We start from the raw sequence: 19,387 nt of genomic DNA on the forward strand, positions 1-19,387 counted from the left end.
TATGCAACTAATATCAACGTTTGAAAATACTGTTTTTTTGGAAATTGCTGTTTCAATGCTTGAGAAAGAAGGAATAAACAAAGAAAATATTTTTGCTGTGCCGTTGGATAATCGTATGGAAGAACGAAAGGTGTTTGATACCCTGCACCGTTCTGATGGCATATCTCTGATTGATATTGGAATGGCACTCGCAACCGCTTTTTCAGTTGTTGGTGCAAGTGTCGGGTTTAAATTGGCCTGGGGTCCGATTTACTGGGGACTTATTGGAGCAATTGTTGGTTTTATGCTCGGATTCGCTATTCGGCTTTTTACAGAGATCGTTTTAAAAAAGAAGAGAAGATTATTAAAAGGAAAGCAAGCGGAGGTCGTTTTAATTATCGACTGCGCTGTAGAAAAATCAGAACTGGTTGAAAATATTTTATGGAATCACTTTGCACTTGGAGTGGCTAAAGTAAAATAATCTGTAGGAAGGTCAATATTTTGATTAAAAGTCTGATATCTACCCGTGAGCATGATTGAATTATTAGAAGCAGAAGGGATTTTGCGAACAGTTTACTCTCTGATCAATGATAAAGTATTGACATTATTTTGGAATACATACAAGATAGATTTATAGATGTTAGATAGCATTCGTTTTTATAGAACTCACAAGTTAAATATATGTAGTAACGAATGGTATAGGGAGGGAAAAATTTGTCTTTTTCATTTATTCATGCAGCTGATATTCACTTAGATAGTCCATTAAAAGGCTTAGAAAAGTATGAAGGAGCGCCTGTAGAAGAGATTCGAAATGCTACAAGAGTGGCATTTAAAAACTTAGTGAATCTAGCGATCGAAAAGCATGTTGCCTTTCTTGTAATTGCGGGCGATCTCTATGACGGAGATTGGAAAGACTATTATACTGGTTTATTTTTTATAAGTCAGATGACGCGTCTGCAAAAAGCAGGAATAAACGTATATCTAATTCGAGGTAACCATGATGCCCAAAGTTTAATCACGAAAGAACTAAAGTTACCGGATAATGTCAGGGAATTTTCTGTACATCAACCTGAGACAGAGGTGGACGAGCAATGGAAAGTTGCCGTTCATGGACAAGGATTTGTCTCGAGGTCTGTGACAGATAACCTCGCAAAAGACTATCCAGAACGACTTGATGGATATTTGAATATTGGAATATTACATACAAGTGCAACAGGTCGAGAAGGACACGAGAATTATGCGCCATGTTCCATAGAGGAGCTTGTTTCAAAAAGATATGATTATTGGGCATTGGGCCATGTCCATTTACGTGAAGTGTTGCATGAACACAATCCTGCGATTGTATTTCCCGGTAATATACAAGGTAGACATATTCGTGAAACAGGTGATAAAGGCTGTACGATTGTACATGTGAAGGACGGTCAGATTGAATCCTTTGAACACCGATCATTAGATGTACTTCGATGGGAAATTTGTGATGTTGATGCATCACTGTCTGAGACGATGGATGATGTGATGGAGGAGGCCCGCCTGCAACTGGAACAACTTCAGCAAACAGCGGATGGAAGATTGTTGGCGGTAAGATTTCATATTATAGGCGCGAGCCCGGCACACCAATCATTAACCGTTGAGAAAGATCATGTCATTAACAATCTTCGTTCGTTGGCATTAGAAATTGGCAACGTCTGGGTTGAAAAGGTAAAGATCAAAACGACTCGTTTAATTGGTATCGATCATTTACAGGAGCAGCATACTCCCGTAGCAACGATCTTATCCTTTTTAGAAAGTGTGAAGGAGGACGAAGATACGTTAGAGTTGTTACTTGATGAATTTAAAGACATCCAAAACGCATTGCCTTATGAATTAAAGAATGGTGAAGACGGTTTTGATTTTACAGAATCGGAAACGATAAAAGCTAGATTAAAAGAAGTAGAGAATCTCATTTTGCATCATATTCAAACGAAAGCAGGTGTCTAATAGCATGAGATTTGATTATTTACACTTAGAAGCGTTCGGTCATTTTACCAATTATGAATTATTATTTGAAGAAGACAAAAATTTTCATATTCTCTATGGACCAAATGAAGCGGGAAAAAGTACGATTCTGCGTTCTGTGTCTAACCTGTTATATGGGTTTCCACAACAAACAACGGATTCTTTTCTTCATAGCAATCAGAAATTACGTGTTGGCGGTCGTTTGACGAATAAACATGGTGAAACACTATCATTCTATCGGAGGAAAGGTCGTAAGAATACCGTACTTGATTGGGAGAATCAGCCCTTAGATGAAAAACGAGTTCAAACGTTTTTGGATGGAATGTCTGAGCAGCAATTTGTAAATATGTTTGCGCTCGATCATGTTCGTTTACGTGAGGGTGGCGCAAGTCTGCTGCAGAGTGATGGACATGTAGGAGAAAGCTTATTTTCTGCTGCATCTGGCATTAGTGTGCTTCGGCGGGTATTAGACGAGTTAGAAAACAATTCTCGGGACCTTTATTTAAAAAGCGGATCAAAGCCTGTGATCAATCAGGCGATTAAAGAAGAAAAAGAACTCACCAAGCAAATATCGGACAATCAATTAAAAGTTCAGACCTGGAAAGATTTAGAACAAAGCTACTTAGATGGTGAAAGAAAAATAGCTGAGTTGAAACAGGAATTAAAAATGTTAAGTACCGAAGAAACGAAATACCGTCGCTTAAAACAGACATTGCCTAAGATTGCTCTACGTAACGAAATGATTGATAAACGAAAAGAATTAGAAAATGTACCTGAGCTGTCTGAAAATGCAGAAGAGAAAAGAAAAGAATGCGTGCAAAAATCTCAGCAGGCAGAGGACAAGCTTACAGATCTAACGAAAAGAATCTCACAAATAGATAATGAGTTAGCGAAAGTGACGATTCCAGACGGGTTAGTGGAACAAGAAGTTCAGATCGAAGGCTTAAATCGAGAAGTTGAGGGTTATCGTAATCATCGCGAGCAAATTCCCGTATTAGAAGGAAGACACCGGCAGTTAGCACAACAGGTTCATACTGCATTGAAAGAACTCGATGTCAGCGAAAATAGCATGGAGCAGATTGAACGCTATCGAATGACTGCTGCCAAAAAGAAATCAATTCGTGAGCTATGTGATCAATATCCGCTGTTAGAACAGGAAAGAAAAACAGCTAACAAGGAATTTGATACAACTGGGAAGGATGTTGATAAGCAATCTGTTTTATTAGATCAGCTCGGTGAATCAATCGATGTCGATACCCTTGAACAAGTAATCAATCAGGTGAAAGAAGAAGGCAAGCTGGAAGCACGGATTTATGAAACACAAATCAAGAACGAACAGTTAAAGGAAGAAATTGCTGAGGCTATTAACCGTCTTCCCTTATTCAGTGGTACAAGTGAAGAATTGATGCAATTACAGGTGCCAAGCTTAACGAATACCGTTAAAAAATATGACAAGAAACAACAAGAGCTAACTAAAGAGTTGCGTGAAATACAGGAAAAAATTGATGGTGAAAGGGAATCGAAAGCATTAAATAATAAGCGGATTCGTGAGCTTGAATCAGTTGCGGATATTCCTACTGAAGACCTTTTACAAACATTAAGACAGCATCGCGATACAGGATGGTTGGTAATTCGAGACAAATTAAATGATAAAGTAGTTGATGATCAAACACTTCAAGCATTCACGCAAGGACTTCCTCTTGATTTAGCGTTTGAAAAGAGTATCAGCGAATCAGATGATACAGCAGACACGATGCGCAGAGAAGCTGAAAAATTAGGAGAGAAGAATAAACTCATCTCTGATATTGAAGTAAGTGAACAGTCTCTGGTTACACTTGAAAACAAATATACGGATATTGAAGCAGAGCTTACGAGATGGAAGGAAGAGTGGGTGAACGAGTGGAGCCCTGCCAGGATAAATCCCTTAACACCTGAAGAAATGATCGAATGGCTCGAGGAATTTAAGCAGATTCGAGCACTAATTTTAGAAGAACGTGAGATAGTAGAAGAACGAAACAGACTCATAAAAACACGCGATCAATTATATCATCTATTAAAAAATACCTTAACAGATTTAATTACTATTTCACCAGCTGACAGTCTGGCAGAACTTGTCGATCAGGCAGAAAAAACCAGAAAAGAGTTATCCGCAAACGAAAGTCACAGACATCATTTGCAGGCAGTAATGAACGACTTACAAGAAAAACTCAAAAAAACATCAGACCGTAAAGAAGAAGCAGATAAGCAAATGGAACAATGGAACGAAAAGTGGGAAAAAGCATCCCGGGAACTTTCCCTGCCTGTTGATACATCTCCGGCTGTTGCCAAGGAACTGATCGAGATGTATGAAGATTGTGTTCGTACGTATGATGAGATGAAACAAGTGGAAAATGAGATAAAATCGATAAATGAACGAATAGATTTTTTCCATGACAAAGTAAACAGTCTGGATCAATCGTTTGTTCAGGCAACTGAAAATATGGCTGTGGATGTGGTTGTAACGCAACTGTATCAAGCGTTGAATCAGGCTAAGCAAGATAAGGTGAAGCTTGAAAATCTGAAACAACAAAGACAGCAATTACAACAGGAGAAAGAATTAGCTAGACAGACAGGTATGGATGCTAAAGAAGAACTTAACGAGTTATTGAAGCAAGCAAACTGTGATACGTTAGAGGAACTGGAAAAAGTAGAAATAGCGTCGAATCAAAAAAGATCCTATAAAGAGAAAATCAGCCAAATAGAAGAAGATATAGTAGGAGTGGGGAATGGACTGACATTGGAACAATTGCTCGTGGAAGCGGAAGAGACAGATATCGATTTAGTTGATCATGAACTAGATGAGTTAACCCATAAGCGTGATGAATTAGATGGATTCCGTTCTGAGTTTGAGCAGGAACATGGGTCGTAAAAAGAGAATATAAAGAAAAAATTGAAGGAACCAACTTCGTGTCTGTTCAAGCTGCAGAAGAAAAGCAAAGTGTACTAGCAAAAATCACTGATTTAACAGATCAATATGTTAATCATAAGTTAGCCGCACTATTACTGAAAAAAGGAATTGAATACTACCGTGAACAAAATCAAAGTCCAATTATTAATCGCGCCAGTGAAATATTCCATCGCCTCACCTTGTCATCGTTTGACGGTATTACAGTAGATTTTGATGAAAAAGATCAACCAGTCATCATGGCTACTCGTAACGAAGATGAAAAATTAACTGTGTCTGGTATGAGTGACGGGTCAACAGACCAGCTATACTTGGCATTACGGATTGCAAGTATAGAAAAATATGTGTCTGAAAATGAACCAATCCCGTTTATTGTTGATGATATTCTTGTTCATTTTGACGACGAACGATCTAAAGAAACGTTACAAGTCTTAATGGAGTTATCCAAGCAGACCCAAGTCATCTTCTTTACACACCATAGCCGACTCATCGAACTGATGAACGAAATAGCAACCGAAAAAAACTACCAACAAACAGAAATCCAATCAGGATGGGACATGGAGACAGACTCTTTGTCCCAATCATTACCGCAGATGATAGGAAGTGTGTAACAACAAATGAATAAGCCGTCAAATCGTATTTACTTTATATTATTATTGGTACCTTTGTTTTGGGGGAGGTGCCTTTGGTGCAGCGAAACACGTTATCACAGAAATATCCCCCCCAATCACTGCAGCTACGATAAGGTTCGGCTTAGCTGGAATTATCCTATTAGGCTTAGTCTTCCTTAAATCTGCATGGAAATGGCAAGTAATTAAACAAAAATGGCGTAGGGTTAGGCGGGATGGCTTTGACTGGTATTTTTGGCTATAATGCCTTGTTCTTTATTGCCTTAGAACATACCTCAGCTATTAACGGCTCTTTAATCATGGCCACAACTCCCGTATTTCTTACATTAGGCACTGTGTTATTTTTTAAAGAAAGTTGGAATGCTAGAATTGCTATCGGACTTTTTCTTTCATGGTTTGGTGTTTTTCTGGTAATTATTAAAGGGTCATGGCATATATTAATATCTTTATCTTTTAATTTAGGTGATTTATTATTTCTTGCGGCCCTTTTTTGTTGGGTTATTCACGGATTAATTGGCAAAGTGGTCATGAAGGATATAACCCCCCCATTGCTAACAACTACAGTAACCACCATCATTGGTTCTGTACTTTTGTTGGTTTTATCGATGACAGAAAATTCATGGGGAAAGGTTGGAGATATGTCCACTCAATCCTGGCGCGAGATGTTTTTTATGATTATTTTTGCATCAGTGATTGGTTTTGTATTATGGAATAAAGGAGTATCTCATATTGGTCCGAGTAAAACAGGTCTGTATATGAATTTAGTTCCAATCAATGCAACATGGATTGCGTTGGTATTATATGGCGAAAGGATAACCTGGCAACAGATAGTAGGGATGTTGTTTGTAATTATTGGTGTTTATACCGTTACCGCGAGACAAAAGCGGAAAATAACTACAAACCAAACAAAAACAGCCTAGATTAAGAGGTAATGAGTAGATTATGGTAATTAATGATAATTTTGAAAGTTAATTTATAGTACTTTTTTCATTTGAGGTTTTTTATGAATTCAATACTTAAAAAAAGAAAAGACTAATGTGAGTGAAACTATTATTCCTTCATAAACGTAATTAGTTTTAGTACAAGATATTAAGGAGGAAATATACATATGAGCCAAAAACGGTGGATTGCATTAGTTGTTGCCGCAGCGTTATTTTTAGCATCTATAACCCTTCAGTTTTTCTCAAGTATAGCAACAGCTGATTTTGAAAACTTATTTAATTTTGAAGATCCGAACCAAAACTTCAATGAAAAAGTTGTAGAAACTGGTTCTGGCAACAATAAAATCGCTGTCCTTCATTTAAATGGTGTTATTCAGGATACAGCACCAAGCTCGTTAATTAATACGAATTCATACCACCATAAACGTTTTTTAGATATGCTGGATCAAGCTGGTGAAGATCGGCAGGTTGATGGCATTATCTTACGTGTGAACACACCTGGTGGTGGAGTTGTAGAAAGTGCAGAAATCCATGATAAAATTTTGGAGATTCAAGAACAATACGAAAAACCAATTTATATCTCAATGGGTAATACAGCAGCTTCAGGTGGCTATTATATTGCAGCGCCAGCAGATAAAATTGTTGCGCATCATGGAACTCTTACAGGATCTATTGGTGTCATTATGGAAAGCTTTAACTTTGCAGAATTTGCTGATGAACATGGGATTGATTTCAACACAATTAAAAGTGGAGAATATAAAGATATTATGTCGATGTCTCGGGAAATGACAGATGATGAACGTGCAATTTTGCAAACCATGATAGATGATATGTATACAGAGTTTGTGCAGGTTATTGTAAATGGCAGAGATATGACGGAAGAGCGTGTCCGCGAGTTAGGCGATGGTCGTATCTATACAGGAGCTCAAGCACAAGAAGTAGATCTCGTTGATGAACTTGGTTCGTTAGATGATACAATTGAAATGATGCGAACAGAACATGAGTTGACAAAAGCACAAGTTATTGAATACGAACCTGGCTTGAATTTCAATCAATGGATTGGTGGTTCGGTACAAATTATGTTAGGTGCAGAGTCAGATTTAATTGGAATTAAAGACTTATTACGAGAAAATAATGCTCCACGTGCAATGTATCTTTATTCACATTAGGGAGGTATAGGTATGACTAACGAAATAAACACTGCTCTTACTCCAACATCAAGCATTCAGTATGCAGGATTTTGGATGCGTTTCTGGGCATACTTAGTCGATTTAATTATTGTATTAAGTATTAATGGTATCTTGCTTGTACCTTTTCATTTTATGGAAAATGGTTTTAATATGGATATTGGGTTTTGGACGGTCACAGGAGCAATAAGCTCGATTGTTTTTTATCTTTATTTTCTGCTGATGACAAAATTTTATAATCAAACCTAGGTAAAATGATTTTTGGTTTAAGGGTAATTCGTGAGGATAGTCAATCTCTTAGTTGGAGTGATCTACTCTTTCGTGAGGTGATCGGCAGGTTCATTCATCGTGTGTTCTTTATTGCTGTCTTATTGTACCTGTTTGTTGCGTTTACTACTGAAAAACAAGGGATTCATGACATGATTGGAAATACCCGAGTTGTGATAGAAAAATAGTGAAAAAGTCTTTGGAATTCCATAGCACTGGAGTGTCCGGGGGGGAATTATATATTCAGAATAGTTTTAATTATTTTTGGCAAATCTAATCATGCAGCTTGTTCTTAAAATGAACGCTGACACTATTCTGAAGCGGAGGTTTTCTCATGACAAAGGATTCCTATGCCCCCAAAAGAAAAACTTCATGGAAAAGACAAGAAGCCAGATGAGCAAAGACGAGGCAAAGCATCTTCATCCGCAAGAAATGTAGATAATTAAACGTAATTGGGACACGATAGCTGTGTCCCTTTAAAATTAGGATTATCTGTACATCTTTCGCTTGATCATCTCTCATGAGTTTTTAGAACATATGCAATCTTTATTTTCATCTTTTACTATCTCTAAAATTTAGTGCGAACATACTTGCTTATGTCTTCATATGTATTATAATTTAAATGACATAAGTAGTTGAAATTACATGGCGGGACACAGAGCGTGTAACCATGTCCATGTAGGACAGGCTCTGTGTTCCTAGAGAGAAGGGATGTTTATGACTTTACAGCAGTTGAGGTATGTGATTGAGGTGGTGAGGAGTCGCTCGATTAATAAGGCGGCTCAGCGTTTGTTTATTAGTCAGCCTAGTCTTTCGAATGCGTTAAAGGAGTTAGAAGAAGAGATTGGTATCAAGATTTTTTCGCGAACAAATAAGGGGGGATTGTTGTTACGCAGGAAGGTTCAGAGTTTTTAGGTTACGCACGACAGGTGGTCGAGCAAGCAGAGTTGTTAGAAAACCGCTATAATAAAAGTCGTTCGCCACAGCAAAATTTTTCCGTTTCTACACAGCATTATGCGTTTGCGGTTAGTGCTTTTGTCCGACTTTTAAAAGAATATGATCGGGAAGAATATGAATTTACATTACGGGAAACAAGGACCTACGAAATTATTGATGATGTAAAAAATTTGCGTAGTGAAATTGGCATATTGTATGTAAATGACTTCAATGAAAAAGTGATACATAAGTTTTTACGTGAAGAGAAACTCACCTTTCATTCGTTATTTGTAGCAAAACCGCATGTGTTTATTAGTTCTACGAATCCATTGGCAAACAGACAATCGGTTACATTAGCGGATCTAAATCCGTTTCCATATCTGTCCTATGAACAAGGTGATTTTAATTCGTTTTATTTTTCTGAGGAAATATTAAGTACCTTATCACGACCAAAAAATATTCGGGTAAGTGATCGTGCAACATTGTTTAACTTGTTAATTGGTCTGAATGGTTATACGATTTCTACTGGTGTGATTAGCCATAAATTAAACAGTAAAGAAATTATAGCGGTGCCGTTGGAAGTAAACGAGAATATTCATGTGGGTTATATTACACATAAAAATGTTACTAATAGTACATTGGCGAATATATATATCCAGTATTTAAAGGAAAATATTGAAGAAGAGCTAACTTTGTTATAGTTTTAAACTATAACAAAAGATAGATTATATGTGTTACCTTATAAGGATTTACAATGTTACACTAAAAATAGATTAATAAACTAATCATTCAACAAAAGGAGCATATTTATGACAAACACAAATGTACAGGCACCATTTAGAGCAGATCATGTAGGAAGTTTATTACGCACGGAGCGGATTCATAATGCAAGAAAAGATTTTCAGGAAGGAAATCTTTCAGCAGAAGAACTTCATGAGATAGAAACGGAAGAAATTACTAAAATAGTAGACAAGCAGATTGAAGTAGGTCTTCAGGCTGTAACGGATGGAGAATTCCGTCGTCGCTTTTGGCACACCGATTTCCTTGAGCATTTAAATGGCGTGGAAGGGTATATTCCTGATCATGGCTATGCGTTTAAAGGAGAAGAAACAGAGCGATATGATATACGTGCGATCGGCAAAATTTCGTTTAACCAGGATCATCCACATGTTAAAGAATTTATTCAATTCAAGGAAATTGTTGGTGACCGAGCTGTAGCGAAACAGACGATTCCAAGTCCAAATCAATTATTTAATGCAGGTATCCGTAATGAAGATATTTACCCAGATATTGAAGAATATGCAGACGATGTTATCCAAGCATATCAAGATGCTGTTCAAGCATTTTATGAAGCTGGTTGCCGATATCTTCAGTTCGATGATGTATACATAGCGGCACTAAATTCGCCAGACATTACATTTACAGATAGTGAATTTCCACGTGAGAAGTTGATTGATTTAGCGTTACGGGTAGTAAACGGTGTATTAGAAGTGAAGCCGGATGATATGATAATTACCACTCATCTTTGTCGAGGAAACTATCGCTCAAAATGGGCATTTGAAGGAAGCTATGCTACAATTGCACCCACTCTATTCGCAAAAGAAAAAGTTGATGGCTTCTTCTTAGAATATGATGATGACCGTTCCGGAGATTTTACGCCTCTTGACCATATCCCTAATGGTGGCGCACGAGTAGTACTAGGTGTCTTCACATCTAAACATGGAGAGCTTGAAGATAAAAACAATATCTTAGCACGTGTGGAGGAAGCAACAAAATATGTTCCATTAGATCAATTATGTATCAGCCCACAATGTGGATTCGCATCAACCCATCACGGAAACATTCTAACTGAAGAAGACCAATGGGCAAAACTTAAATATATAGTAGATATTTCAAAAGAAATCTGGAAATAAGACAAAGGGACAGGCTCACTGTCCCTTTTTTGTTTATAGATTTTTATTACTTCAAACTTGTAAAATAATGATATAATGGTAGAAATTGATAGTTGTAATTTCGATTGACATGAAGGATGTGGTCTTCATTTTAAAATCTGAACGATAAAAGATTGTCGTACAGAAATGGTAAACTTATATTATAAAGGATATCTCAGTGAAAAAGAGTTCATGCAAATTAGGGAGTGCGGGTATTTATTAGTGGCAGGTATTATCTTCATTACCATTGCAAGCTATAATGAATGGAGCAAGCAAAGGGAATCAGAAGGAAAATTAATTAGCAAAATGAAACAGCTAGTGAAACGCTTGAAAGAATGGAACTAAGAAAGAAAAGGGGACAGAAACTTTGTTCCAAAAGGGGGGGGACATTACAGATGAAATTGTCATCCTTAAGCCTAGTTTTAAAAAAAGGATTGCTGCTCGGACAAGTGTGAAGCGCCAATTGGTACATAGAACAGGGCTAAAAATGCCAAGAGGATATGGTTGGATTCGAAACCCAAAGAAATATACTTATAACAAAGTCTACCAAAAAACTTCCTTTGATATTTTTAAACTTAGAAAGAAATTGTTAAAATAAGTCAGCGTCTGATCGAGAAATAGCTTCCATCTTGAAAGATTCAGCAAAAAAACGTTTATTTTAGTTTTTTCTCTGTTGCATACTAGTTATCTTTTTTTGTCTCAATCACTTGAAAAATGGTTTGATAGAAAGCATAACTTCTTGTTACTAATAGACCGGCATCTGTAATTAATTGTTCTGTATCGCGATTAAGATGACAGCCTCCTGCAATACGTTTCCAAACTGGTGTTAATATATCCTGGATTGGTCCAATCACAGGATGACCCACGCGCACGTGTTCGAAAAAAAGAGCCTTTCCGCCTGGCTTTAATACACGCAATATTTCTGTTAACGCTTGTTCAGGGTCAGAAATGGTACAGAATACTAGGGTGGCAACCACTGTATCAAAGGACTGATCTTCAAAAGGTAAGGATTGCGCTTTTTCATTATGAATGGTAATTTGCCGATCGCCAATTCGTTTAAAAGCTAGTTGTCGCATTGCTTGATCAGGTTCAATGGCTGTGATTATACAATCTTTTTTGTAATATTGAAAATTAATGCCTGTTCCTGCTCCAATTTCCAGTATATCGCCTGTTGCCTGTCGAATGAGGTTCTCTCTTACCTTTTTAAATCGATTCTTTTCAAACGGTTGCATGATGGTGTCATATGCGTTGGCCATCCATTTCGACATAAAATCGTCTCCCTTTCTTAGAGTACATCAGAATGATAAGGTTCTGTTAGTTTTAAATAAAATGATAAAAAGAAGACTCTCGATCACTATAAAACCTTCTTAAATTAGAAGAGATCTTATTAGAGAGGCTGAGTAATCTTATCATTCCTTCTGACAGTCATGATAAAAATAATTAAAAACAAAGCACTAACTAAATAAAAGAAACTTATCTGTGATAGCAATTGAATGTATAAGCCACCAATGGATGGACCTATCAGACTCCCTAAACTAAAGAACACACCGCAGAGTAAATTACCTGTGGGTAGTAATTCTCTTGGCATCAGGTCAGTCATATAAGTAATACCTAATGAGAACATCGATCCCACGAACATTCCAGCGATAAATAAACAAGCAAACAAGGCAATAAACGTTCCTTCTATAAACCCAGCTATCAAAAAACAAACGAATCCAAGAAAAAGAACAGCCGTTAAAATCTTTCTCCTGCCTAATTTATCACTTAACATTCCGAGTGGTAGTTGAAATACAATTGCACCAATTGCAAATGCGAATAACAAGGCTGATACATTTCCAACTTCCATTCCTATTCTTAGTGCATAAACCGGAAAATTTCCATTTAAAGAGGTTTCCAGAAAGCCATAGGCAAATGGAGGTAAAAAAGCTATCCATGCATATTTCCATGCCTTTGCAAAACGCTGAAAGGTATTACGAAATGAGCTCATTTGCAAATTTTGCTCGGGCCACTCATTTTTCAAAGTAAATAGAAATAGCCATCCTAACAGGGTAAGACATGCTGAAATAATAAACGGCAAGCTTTCGTTTATTTCCACCAGCGAAACCATTAAAGGGCCAACCGCGAATCCAATCCCGAAAAACAATCCATATACTGCAATGTTACGTCCTCGTTTATGATCTGGCGAAAAGGCAGTAATCCATGTTTGTGCCCCCCCGAAGTTTAAGGCGTGATCTCCCATTCCTACCAGCAATCTTAAACAGAACCAAAACCAGAATGATTGCCATAGGGGGGGAAATAAAGCAAGAGAAACTAAAACTAGAAATCCTCCAGTAATAATAAGCGGTTTATAGCCATATCTACGTAAAGGCAGTTCCATAAAAGGTGAAGCTAATAAAATTCCGATATATAGAGCAGTTGCGTTTACTCCATTTAAAAAGGAAGATACGCCACTATTTTCAAATATAACAGCGATTAAAGGTAGCAACATCCCCTGGCTAAAGCCAGAAACAGCTACAATACTCACTAAAATCCAAAAACGAAATCGATTTGCACTCATGATTGATCTTCTCTTTCTGTCTGTAATCTAAGTTGCCATTCCTGTGTTCTTTGCAACAGAAGATATTATAAACGATTGCGAAAGGAAAGAGAAGAAATGTGATATATTGAATTTTCTAACTTGCTGGAAAGGCTCTTGAATCTAAGCTCTATAATTTTAAATACTAGCATCCGCTGCTTTTTTTGTTGTATCATATAATTATTGTAATAAACAGGAAGCAATGAGGGATATGATGAAAGATATTGGATTAGTATTAGAAGGTGGCGGAAGCAGAGGCGTTTATACGGCAGGCGTCCTCAGATATTTGATGGAAAACGACACTTTTTTTCCATATGTAATAGGTGTATCTGCAGGTGCCTGTAATGGTTCCTCCTACATTTCAAAACAGATAGATCGTAATCGTATTACGACGATAGAGTATGTAAACCATCCTGAGTATTTGTCGTTTAGAAATTGGCTAACCAAACGGCAATTATTTGGAATGGATTTTATTTTTGATACACTACCTAATCAATTGGTGCCATTTGATTATGAAACATTCAACAGTGCACCTGAAGAATTTGTAGTTGGCGTAACCGATTGTACCACTGGTGAATCATTATTTTACCGGAAATCAGAATTTGCTGATGATATGATTACTTTATTACGAGCGTCGAGTTCATTACCATTGGTTGCTCCAATTGTCCATTTTGACGAAAAAGCGTTGATGGATGGTGGAATTTCTGCGCCAATTCCAATTAAACAAGCTATCAGGGATGGATACGAGAAAAACGTAGTAGTTTTGACTAGGAATAGAGGTTATTATAAAAAACCACAGTCCATTAATTGGTATATGCAGAAGAAGTATCAACAATATCCAGGCTTATTAGCAGCATTAAAGAAACGTCATCAGGAATATAATGAAACCATTAATTTCTTGTACGAAGAAGAAAAGAAAGGGAACGTGTTTATTATTTCGCCTACAGAAAAACTAAAGGTAGGACGGGTAGAAAGAAATAAGAATAAGTTAAAGGATCTATACCATCGTGGTTATCAGGATCTGGAGCAATTAAATGATGCATTAAACGAATTTTTACAAACATAAGGAGGGGGGGAGAACATCATGCAAACTATCGTATTTGATGTCGATGATACACTGTATGATCAGGCACAGTCTTTTCATCAAACAGTTCGTGAACAGATTAGTCAAGACTTTACACCTGAGGAACTTGACAACCTATACAAAAAAAGCAGAAAATACTCAGAACTTTTATTTGACGAAAGTGAACGGGGGGGTGAAATTACTACTTTTGAATGGCAAACCGGCAGATTTATTAAGGCATTTGAAAATTTTGGCATTTCGATGAACCAGGAACAAGCAGCAGATTTTCATTATTCATATAAAGATGCCCAGGCAAATATCACGCTATTTCCTGAAATAGTAGAATTATTGGAGCTGCTAAAGAATCAAGGGAAACAACTAGCTATTTTAACAAACGGGGAAGAAGGCCATCAATCGATGAAGATTGAACAACTTGGCTTAACACAGTGGATTTCTGAAGATCACATTTTTATATCTGGAACACACGGTGTAGCAAAACCAAAAAAAGTAATATTTGATATTGTCGAAAAGAAATTAAATCTTAATCCAACTGAAACCGTCTATATTGGCGACTCCTATGAAAAAGATATCATAGGTGCCAAGCAAGCGGGATGGAAAGCAATTTGGGTTAATTATCGCAACAAGGAAATACCAGAAGACTCCAAGATACGTCCTGATCAAGAATTACATCATCCAAGCCAGCTGCTAACATATTTCGCTAGCACTAGCTAAGAAAGTTATCTGAGCATAGCGCAAAAAAAATCATGCATACTTATTAGCACCGAAGGGTATGCCAGTAACAGGAGGTGTGCGGCATGAAATATGTTATCATAGGCGGGGGTTGCTGCTGGTATGAGTGCAGCAATGGAAATTGTGAGAACAGATAGAACAGCAGATATCACTGTTTTAGAGAAAGGAAAAGATTACTCTTATGGTCAATGCGGTCTACCATACGTTATTGGTGGGTTAGTGCCATCAACAAATGATGTAATTGCGCGTTCTGTTAACACTTTTCGAGAAAAATATGGAATAGATGCTAGAATACATACTAACGTAACGAAAGTTGATCCGGATCTACAGCAAGTGAGTGGGATAAATCTGGAGGATGGAAGTTCCTTTATGATAGAATATGATCGATTACTAATTGCGACAGGTGTAGATTCACTTGCTCCTGATTGGCAGGGTATCCATTTAAGCGGTATCCATTCTTTAAAAACATTACAGGATACGAAACAAATAAAAGAAGATTTAACCAAAGAAATAAATGAAGTAACTGTTGTTGGTGGAGGTTATATTGGACTTGAAATGGCTGAAAATTTCGTCCATCTTGATAAGAAGGTCCGATTGATCCAACGTGGCAAACAACTTGCTCCGATTTTCGATAAAGATATGGCAACAATTATTGAACAAAAAGCGAAAGAAAAAGGTATAGAAATTATTTTAGAAGAAGAAGTTCAATCATTTAGGGGTAACCATCGAGTAGAAGCAGTTGAAACAGATAAACAAACATATACAACAGATCTAGTATTATTAAGTATCGGGGTGACGCCTAATACTTCTTTCTTAAAGAATACCGGAATTCATAGGAATGATAAAGGTGCATTAGTGGTCAATCGTTACATGCAAACGTCTATTCCAAATGTGTATGCTGCTGGAGATTGTGCAACACAATACCATATTGTAAAACAATTAGATGATCATTTCCCGCTTGGAACAACAGCGAATAAGCAAGGGCGTATTGCGGGTGCAAATATGGCTGATCATCGTTTAACTTTTAAAGGAATTGTGGGGGACTTCTATTATTAAATTTTTTGATTTAACTCTAGGTCGGACTGGCTTAACAGAACAAGAAGCCAAAAATCTACAAATTGCATATGCTGTAGAAACGATCACAGCCTCTGATCATGCGGGATATTATCCAGGAACTGAAAAAATGGACATCAAACTTGTATATCATAAGGAAAACAATCTATTATTAGGTGCACAGATCATTGGTAAAGCCGGCGTAGATAAACGAATTGATGTGTTGGCAACGGCTTTATATAATAACATGACAGTAGAACAATTGACAGATTTAGATCTTGCATATGCACCTCCTTATAACGGAGTTTGGGATCCAATTCAACAAATGGCAAGAAAAATATAAAATGTTAAAAAACCTCTCCGATCCAATATGGATGGAAGAGGTTTTTTTATACTTTTAAATAATCAAGAAACAATTCGACAAACTCTTCATCCCATTGTGTACCTTTTCCATCTTTTAAAATGGCGATTGCCTTCTCTTGTGTAAAGCCTTTTCGATATGGCCGATCTGATGTCATAGCATCAAAAGCGTCTGCTACTGCCATAATTCTTCCAAACAAGGGAATATCGTTACCTTTTAACTGATCAGGATATCCTTTTCCGTCATAACGTTCATGATGATGGCGCACTCCATTTAAATATGGTTTAATACTAGAAATCGGGGTAACCTGTTTTAAAATTTCATACCCATAAATCGGATGTTTCTTAATTTCTGCAAACTCTTCATCCGTTAATTTCCCATCTTTTAATAAAATCTTATCTGGAATACCGATCTTCCCAATATCATGTAGCAGCGCAGATTTGCGTAAATTCGATATTTGCAGTTCATCAAGATTTGCTCGTTTTGCAATTTCCACTGAGAACATTGCGACACGTTCGGTATGACCAGCTGTGTAGGAGTCTTTGGCATCTAAAGCTGCTGCAAGAGTGGTGATCAGACTCTCTGATAAATTAATATTTAATTGATCTCTTTCCTTAATTCCATCTACCATTTGATTAAAGCCTAATGTTAATCTGGAAAATTCATCTGAATAGATTTCATCCGTTTTCTTTAAGCTACCGGATTGTACGGAACGCATATCATCTTTTAATTGTTCGATTGGTTGCTCTATTCCTTTGTATAATAAGTAAGAGGCAACAATTGCAAAGACAATATTAATCACCATAACCACAATTGCCCATTCCCAATATTCACCCAAGGTACCATTGGAGATTTCCTGAAATCGGATTTGAGATGCTAAGCCAAATAAAAGTAATGGAAAGATGCCAATGAAAATGCTACTTATTTGAAACTTTCTTTTTAATGAAATAACTATTCTGCCTTCTAAAGAAAGTTTCTTATTATATTTTTCTTCTGCCAGCTTCACTATTTCCTTCATCACAGATTGAACTGCAGTTGTCGTAAGGAAAAATTCGATTAATGCATGCATTCCCGCTACTAAAATGGCGCCAATTACAGCCAATAAAATATAGTAAGCTGGAATCGTTAAGTCACCTGTATAAATAAGTATGTTTGTAAGCAAGATTGCCGGAATGCTAAGTCCTAAAAGATGAGGACCAAAAATACGCTTCATCGCAAAGATCGGAAATTTATTAGCAGTTTCGAATCCTTCCTGAATAGTGGAATAGGATAGTTGTGATTGCGAGAATATTGCTTTTATCGGTTGAATATCTTTAGTGAATTGTCGATATTCCACTGTAAACATAATAATTAATGAAAAAAGTAAAATTGCTGTCAGTATAATAATATCCTTTTGACTTAAGGATAATGTGTGAAAAATAAAAACACCGCCAACACCTAAAACAGCAAGCAATGAACCTATTATATAATTTCTCAGTAGGATTTTAATGAAAGATTGATAGATTATCAATGATGATACCCCCCTTTTGTAAAAATGATCAATTCTTGTTGTACTAAAAAGATACCATATTATGATTAAAAGTAATAGAACTATTTATCTAATTTATCAAAATATATTGAAATGAAGTATAATTTCATAGTCAATATACCTATTTAAATCATACCTTTAGCGATAGCTGCAAACTGGAGTTTTTCTATCGATTGACAATACTGTCTGGTCATGTCAGTCTGTAAATCTTTTTCATGCTTTTTCAAATAGCCGATTACTTGCCATTTAGAAAACCAATCGCCATTTTCAGCAGCAACTTGAGTGGAATTAGGCCACGAGCTGGATAGTACTGGACTATAAATACGTGCTGAAGCAGATATTACTTTACAGTTCTCGATCATAGGGTTTTGAAGTTTTCCTGGTAAATTTTCATTGATTGGATGAAATAATTGAGGCCAAAAGTCAGATCTTGAACCAGTATGTGTGTGATTTTTTGCCCAATCAAAGATGGTTAAATAGTACATGTTATCGAAGACTATTTGGTATAATCGTTTTCCTAACAAAATTCGTTCCTCTAAAGATGCAAAGTGATGGACCGATTGACCTAAAAGTTTTATTTTTTGCTTATCATGATATGGAAAAAGGATCTGATTTAACTGCAGGAAATCCTGTATTTTAAATTCAGCTGATTTTAAAATCGATTTTTGATATGTTGTATGCTGAATCACTCTTTTTTCGATATAGCTTTGCTCATTAATAATTAGAGCAGTCGATAATAAATATTTATTTCGATAGTGATAAAAATGATTCCACAATACTTCCATAAAATAAGAAACACCACATGAAGTCAACAAATGAAAAAGATTAGTTTGTTGTTGTATGCTTTCTTTGTATAATAAAAGTTGCGGGTAAGCATCTTGAAATATTAACCAATTAGCACGTTCTAAGAAATTGAAAAATGTTTCTTTCTCTTTATCTGTAATTAAAGCAGATAAAAAACTTCCTTGTAAATCTGTCATATTCCAGCCGGCATTTCTAGATACTAAATGTGCTAAAAAAGCCCATTCAATCTCGGGAAATTCTTTGTAAAATTCGAGATATGCCTTTGTCCTTGTAATATTGTTAAGGTTTAATCTACTTGTTTTTCTTTTTGTTTCTTGAATGATTTCGCGCTCTTTGCTATTAATAAACACCTTTTGAGGAGTTTGTTTAAGCTTTTCTTTTATTTCTAATAATGCAGGGTCTCTATTTATAAATGTAAAAATATTCAGCACCTCCTAAACCGGA

14 protein-coding genes and 4 pseudogenes are annotated in these 19,387 nt (G+C 36.4%); 14 read left to right on the plus strand and 4 right to left on the minus strand.

The genetic code is table 11. From position 1 onward, the window contains the following. Window position 1: 1 nt before the first annotated feature. The 11 genes and pseudogenes from JCM21714_RS00140 (at window position 2) to JCM21714_RS20625 (ending at window position 11,407) form a co-directional block, all read left to right on the plus strand. Complete coding sequence (locus JCM21714_RS00140; RefSeq protein WP_035720747.1) at window positions 2–460, plus strand: hypothetical protein; 459 nt, start codon at window positions 2–4, stop codon at window positions 458–460. Between the two features lie 233 nt (window positions 461–693). Beyond that, window positions 694–1,956, plus strand: coding sequence for a metallophosphoesterase family protein (locus tag JCM21714_RS00145; protein WP_035720750.1), 1,263 nt, complete (start codon window positions 694–696; stop codon window positions 1,954–1,956). 4 nt (window positions 1,957–1,960) lie between these two features. Beyond that, window positions 1,961–4,882 (plus strand): AAA family ATPase, encoded by a 2,922-nt coding sequence (locus JCM21714_RS00150; protein WP_052000292.1) that lies wholly within the window; start codon window positions 1,961–1,963, stop codon window positions 4,880–4,882. A 38-nt stretch (window positions 4,883–4,920) separates the two neighbouring features. Next, window positions 4,921–5,529 carry an ATP-binding protein gene (locus JCM21714_RS17855; RefSeq protein WP_052000293.1) on the plus strand — a complete coding sequence of 203 codons (609 nt, stop codon included), beginning with the start codon at window positions 4,921–4,923 and terminating at the stop codon, window positions 5,527–5,529. 6 nt (window positions 5,530–5,535) lie between these two features. Continuing rightward, window positions 5,536–6,467, plus strand: a pseudogene (locus JCM21714_RS00155) (DMT family transporter). 188 nt (window positions 6,468–6,655) lie between these two features. Then, entirely contained in the window at window positions 6,656–7,657 is a 1,002-nt protein-coding gene (sppA, locus tag JCM21714_RS00160; protein ID WP_035720752.1) for a signal peptide peptidase SppA, read from the plus strand. A 75-nt stretch (window positions 7,658–7,732) separates the two neighbouring features. Beyond that, a pseudogene (locus tag JCM21714_RS00165) lies at window positions 7,733–8,130 on the plus strand (RDD family protein). Between the two features lie 529 nt (window positions 8,131–8,659). Continuing rightward, a pseudogene (locus JCM21714_RS00170) lies at window positions 8,660–9,579 on the plus strand (LysR family transcriptional regulator). Window positions 9,580–9,687: 108 nt separating this feature from the next. Continuing rightward, window positions 9,688–10,791 carry a 5-methyltetrahydropteroyltriglutamate--homocysteine S-methyltransferase gene (locus JCM21714_RS00175; protein ID WP_035720755.1) on the plus strand — a complete coding sequence of 368 codons (1,104 nt, stop codon included), beginning with the start codon at window positions 9,688–9,690 and terminating at the stop codon, window positions 10,789–10,791. 165 nt (window positions 10,792–10,956) lie between these two features. Continuing rightward, window positions 10,957–11,154 carry a hypothetical protein gene (locus JCM21714_RS20620; RefSeq protein WP_235182521.1) on the plus strand — a complete coding sequence of 66 codons (198 nt, stop codon included), beginning with the start codon at window positions 10,957–10,959 and terminating at the stop codon, window positions 11,152–11,154. A 55-nt stretch (window positions 11,155–11,209) separates the two neighbouring features. Continuing rightward, window positions 11,210–11,407: a hypothetical protein gene (locus JCM21714_RS20625; RefSeq protein ID WP_035721771.1), complete on the plus strand. Its 198-nt coding sequence runs from the start codon at window positions 11,210–11,212 to the stop codon at window positions 11,405–11,407. A gap of 82 nt (window positions 11,408–11,489) precedes the next feature. Here JCM21714_RS20625 and JCM21714_RS00185 read toward each other — a convergent pair whose 3' ends face one another. Together JCM21714_RS00185 and JCM21714_RS00190 are read right to left on the minus strand one after the other, a co-directional pair. Then, complete coding sequence (locus tag JCM21714_RS00185) at window positions 11,490–12,077, minus strand: class I SAM-dependent methyltransferase (RefSeq protein WP_035720757.1); 588 nt, start codon at window positions 12,075–12,077, stop codon at window positions 11,490–11,492. A gap of 119 nt (window positions 12,078–12,196) precedes the next feature. Beyond that, window positions 12,197–13,366: an MFS transporter gene (locus JCM21714_RS00190; protein WP_035720760.1), complete on the minus strand. Its 1,170-nt coding sequence runs from the start codon at window positions 13,364–13,366 to the stop codon at window positions 12,197–12,199. Window positions 13,367–13,598: 232 nt separating this feature from the next. On the opposite strand from JCM21714_RS00190, the gene JCM21714_RS00195 reads away from it, so the two are divergent. The 3 genes and pseudogenes from JCM21714_RS00195 to JCM21714_RS00205 all read left to right on the plus strand — a co-directional run bounded on the left by JCM21714_RS00195 (window position 13,599) and on the right by JCM21714_RS00205 (window position 16,593). Beyond that, entirely contained in the window at window positions 13,599–14,450 is an 852-nt protein-coding gene (locus tag JCM21714_RS00195; RefSeq protein ID WP_200868422.1) for a patatin-like phospholipase family protein, read from the plus strand. 18 nt (window positions 14,451–14,468) lie between these two features. Further along, entirely contained in the window at window positions 14,469–15,179 is a 711-nt protein-coding gene (locus JCM21714_RS00200) for an HAD family hydrolase (RefSeq protein ID WP_035720765.1), read from the plus strand. A gap of 83 nt (window positions 15,180–15,262) precedes the next feature. Next, window positions 15,263–16,593: pseudogene (locus tag JCM21714_RS00205) on the plus strand (CoA-disulfide reductase). Window positions 16,594–16,639: 46 nt separating this feature from the next. On the opposite strand, the gene JCM21714_RS00210 reads toward JCM21714_RS00205, so the two are convergent. Beyond that, window positions 16,640–18,121: an HD-GYP domain-containing protein gene (locus tag JCM21714_RS00210; RefSeq protein WP_035720768.1), complete on the minus strand. Its 1,482-nt coding sequence runs from the start codon at window positions 18,119–18,121 to the stop codon at window positions 16,640–16,642. 143 nt (window positions 18,122–18,264) lie between these two features. Continuing rightward, the gene (locus JCM21714_RS00215) at window positions 18,265–19,374 is read right to left on the minus strand and encodes a DUF2515 family protein (protein WP_084040525.1); all 1,110 of its coding nucleotides are present in this window, start codon (window positions 19,372–19,374) and stop codon (window positions 18,265–18,267) included. Window positions 19,375–19,387: the final 13 nt, after the last annotated feature.

This window comes from Gracilibacillus boraciitolerans JCM 21714 (genome assembly GCF_000521485.1).
Classification (GTDB): Bacteria; Bacillota; Bacilli; order Bacillales; family Amphibacillaceae; genus Gracilibacillus; species Gracilibacillus boraciitolerans.

What these genes read in the sequence shown, in the direction of transcription:
- JCM21714_RS00140 (WP_035720747.1), top strand. Translation starts at nt 2, where the DNA reads ATGCAACTAATATCAACGTTTGAAAATACTGTTTTTTTGGAAATTGCT.
- JCM21714_RS00150 (WP_052000292.1), top strand. Translation starts at nt 1,961, where the DNA reads ATGAGATTTGATTATTTACACTTAGAAGCGTTCGGTCATTTTACCAAT.
- sppA (WP_035720752.1), top strand. Translation starts at nt 6,656, where the DNA reads ATGAGCCAAAAACGGTGGATTGCATTAGTTGTTGCCGCAGCGTTATTT.
- JCM21714_RS00175 (WP_035720755.1), top strand. Translation starts at nt 9,688, where the DNA reads ATGACAAACACAAATGTACAGGCACCATTTAGAGCAGATCATGTAGGA.
- JCM21714_RS20620 (WP_235182521.1), top strand. Translation starts at nt 10,957, where the DNA reads ATGGTAAACTTATATTATAAAGGATATCTCAGTGAAAAAGAGTTCATG.
- JCM21714_RS00185 (WP_035720757.1), bottom strand. Translation starts at nt 12,077, where the DNA reads ATGTCGAAATGGATGGCCAACGCATATGACACCATCATGCAACCGTTT.
- JCM21714_RS00190 (WP_035720760.1), bottom strand. Translation starts at nt 13,366, where the DNA reads ATGAGTGCAAATCGATTTCGTTTTTGGATTTTAGTGAGTATTGTAGCT.
- JCM21714_RS00195 (WP_200868422.1), top strand. Translation starts at nt 13,599, where the DNA reads ATGAAAGATATTGGATTAGTATTAGAAGGTGGCGGAAGCAGAGGCGTT.
- JCM21714_RS00200 (WP_035720765.1), top strand. Translation starts at nt 14,469, where the DNA reads ATGCAAACTATCGTATTTGATGTCGATGATACACTGTATGATCAGGCA.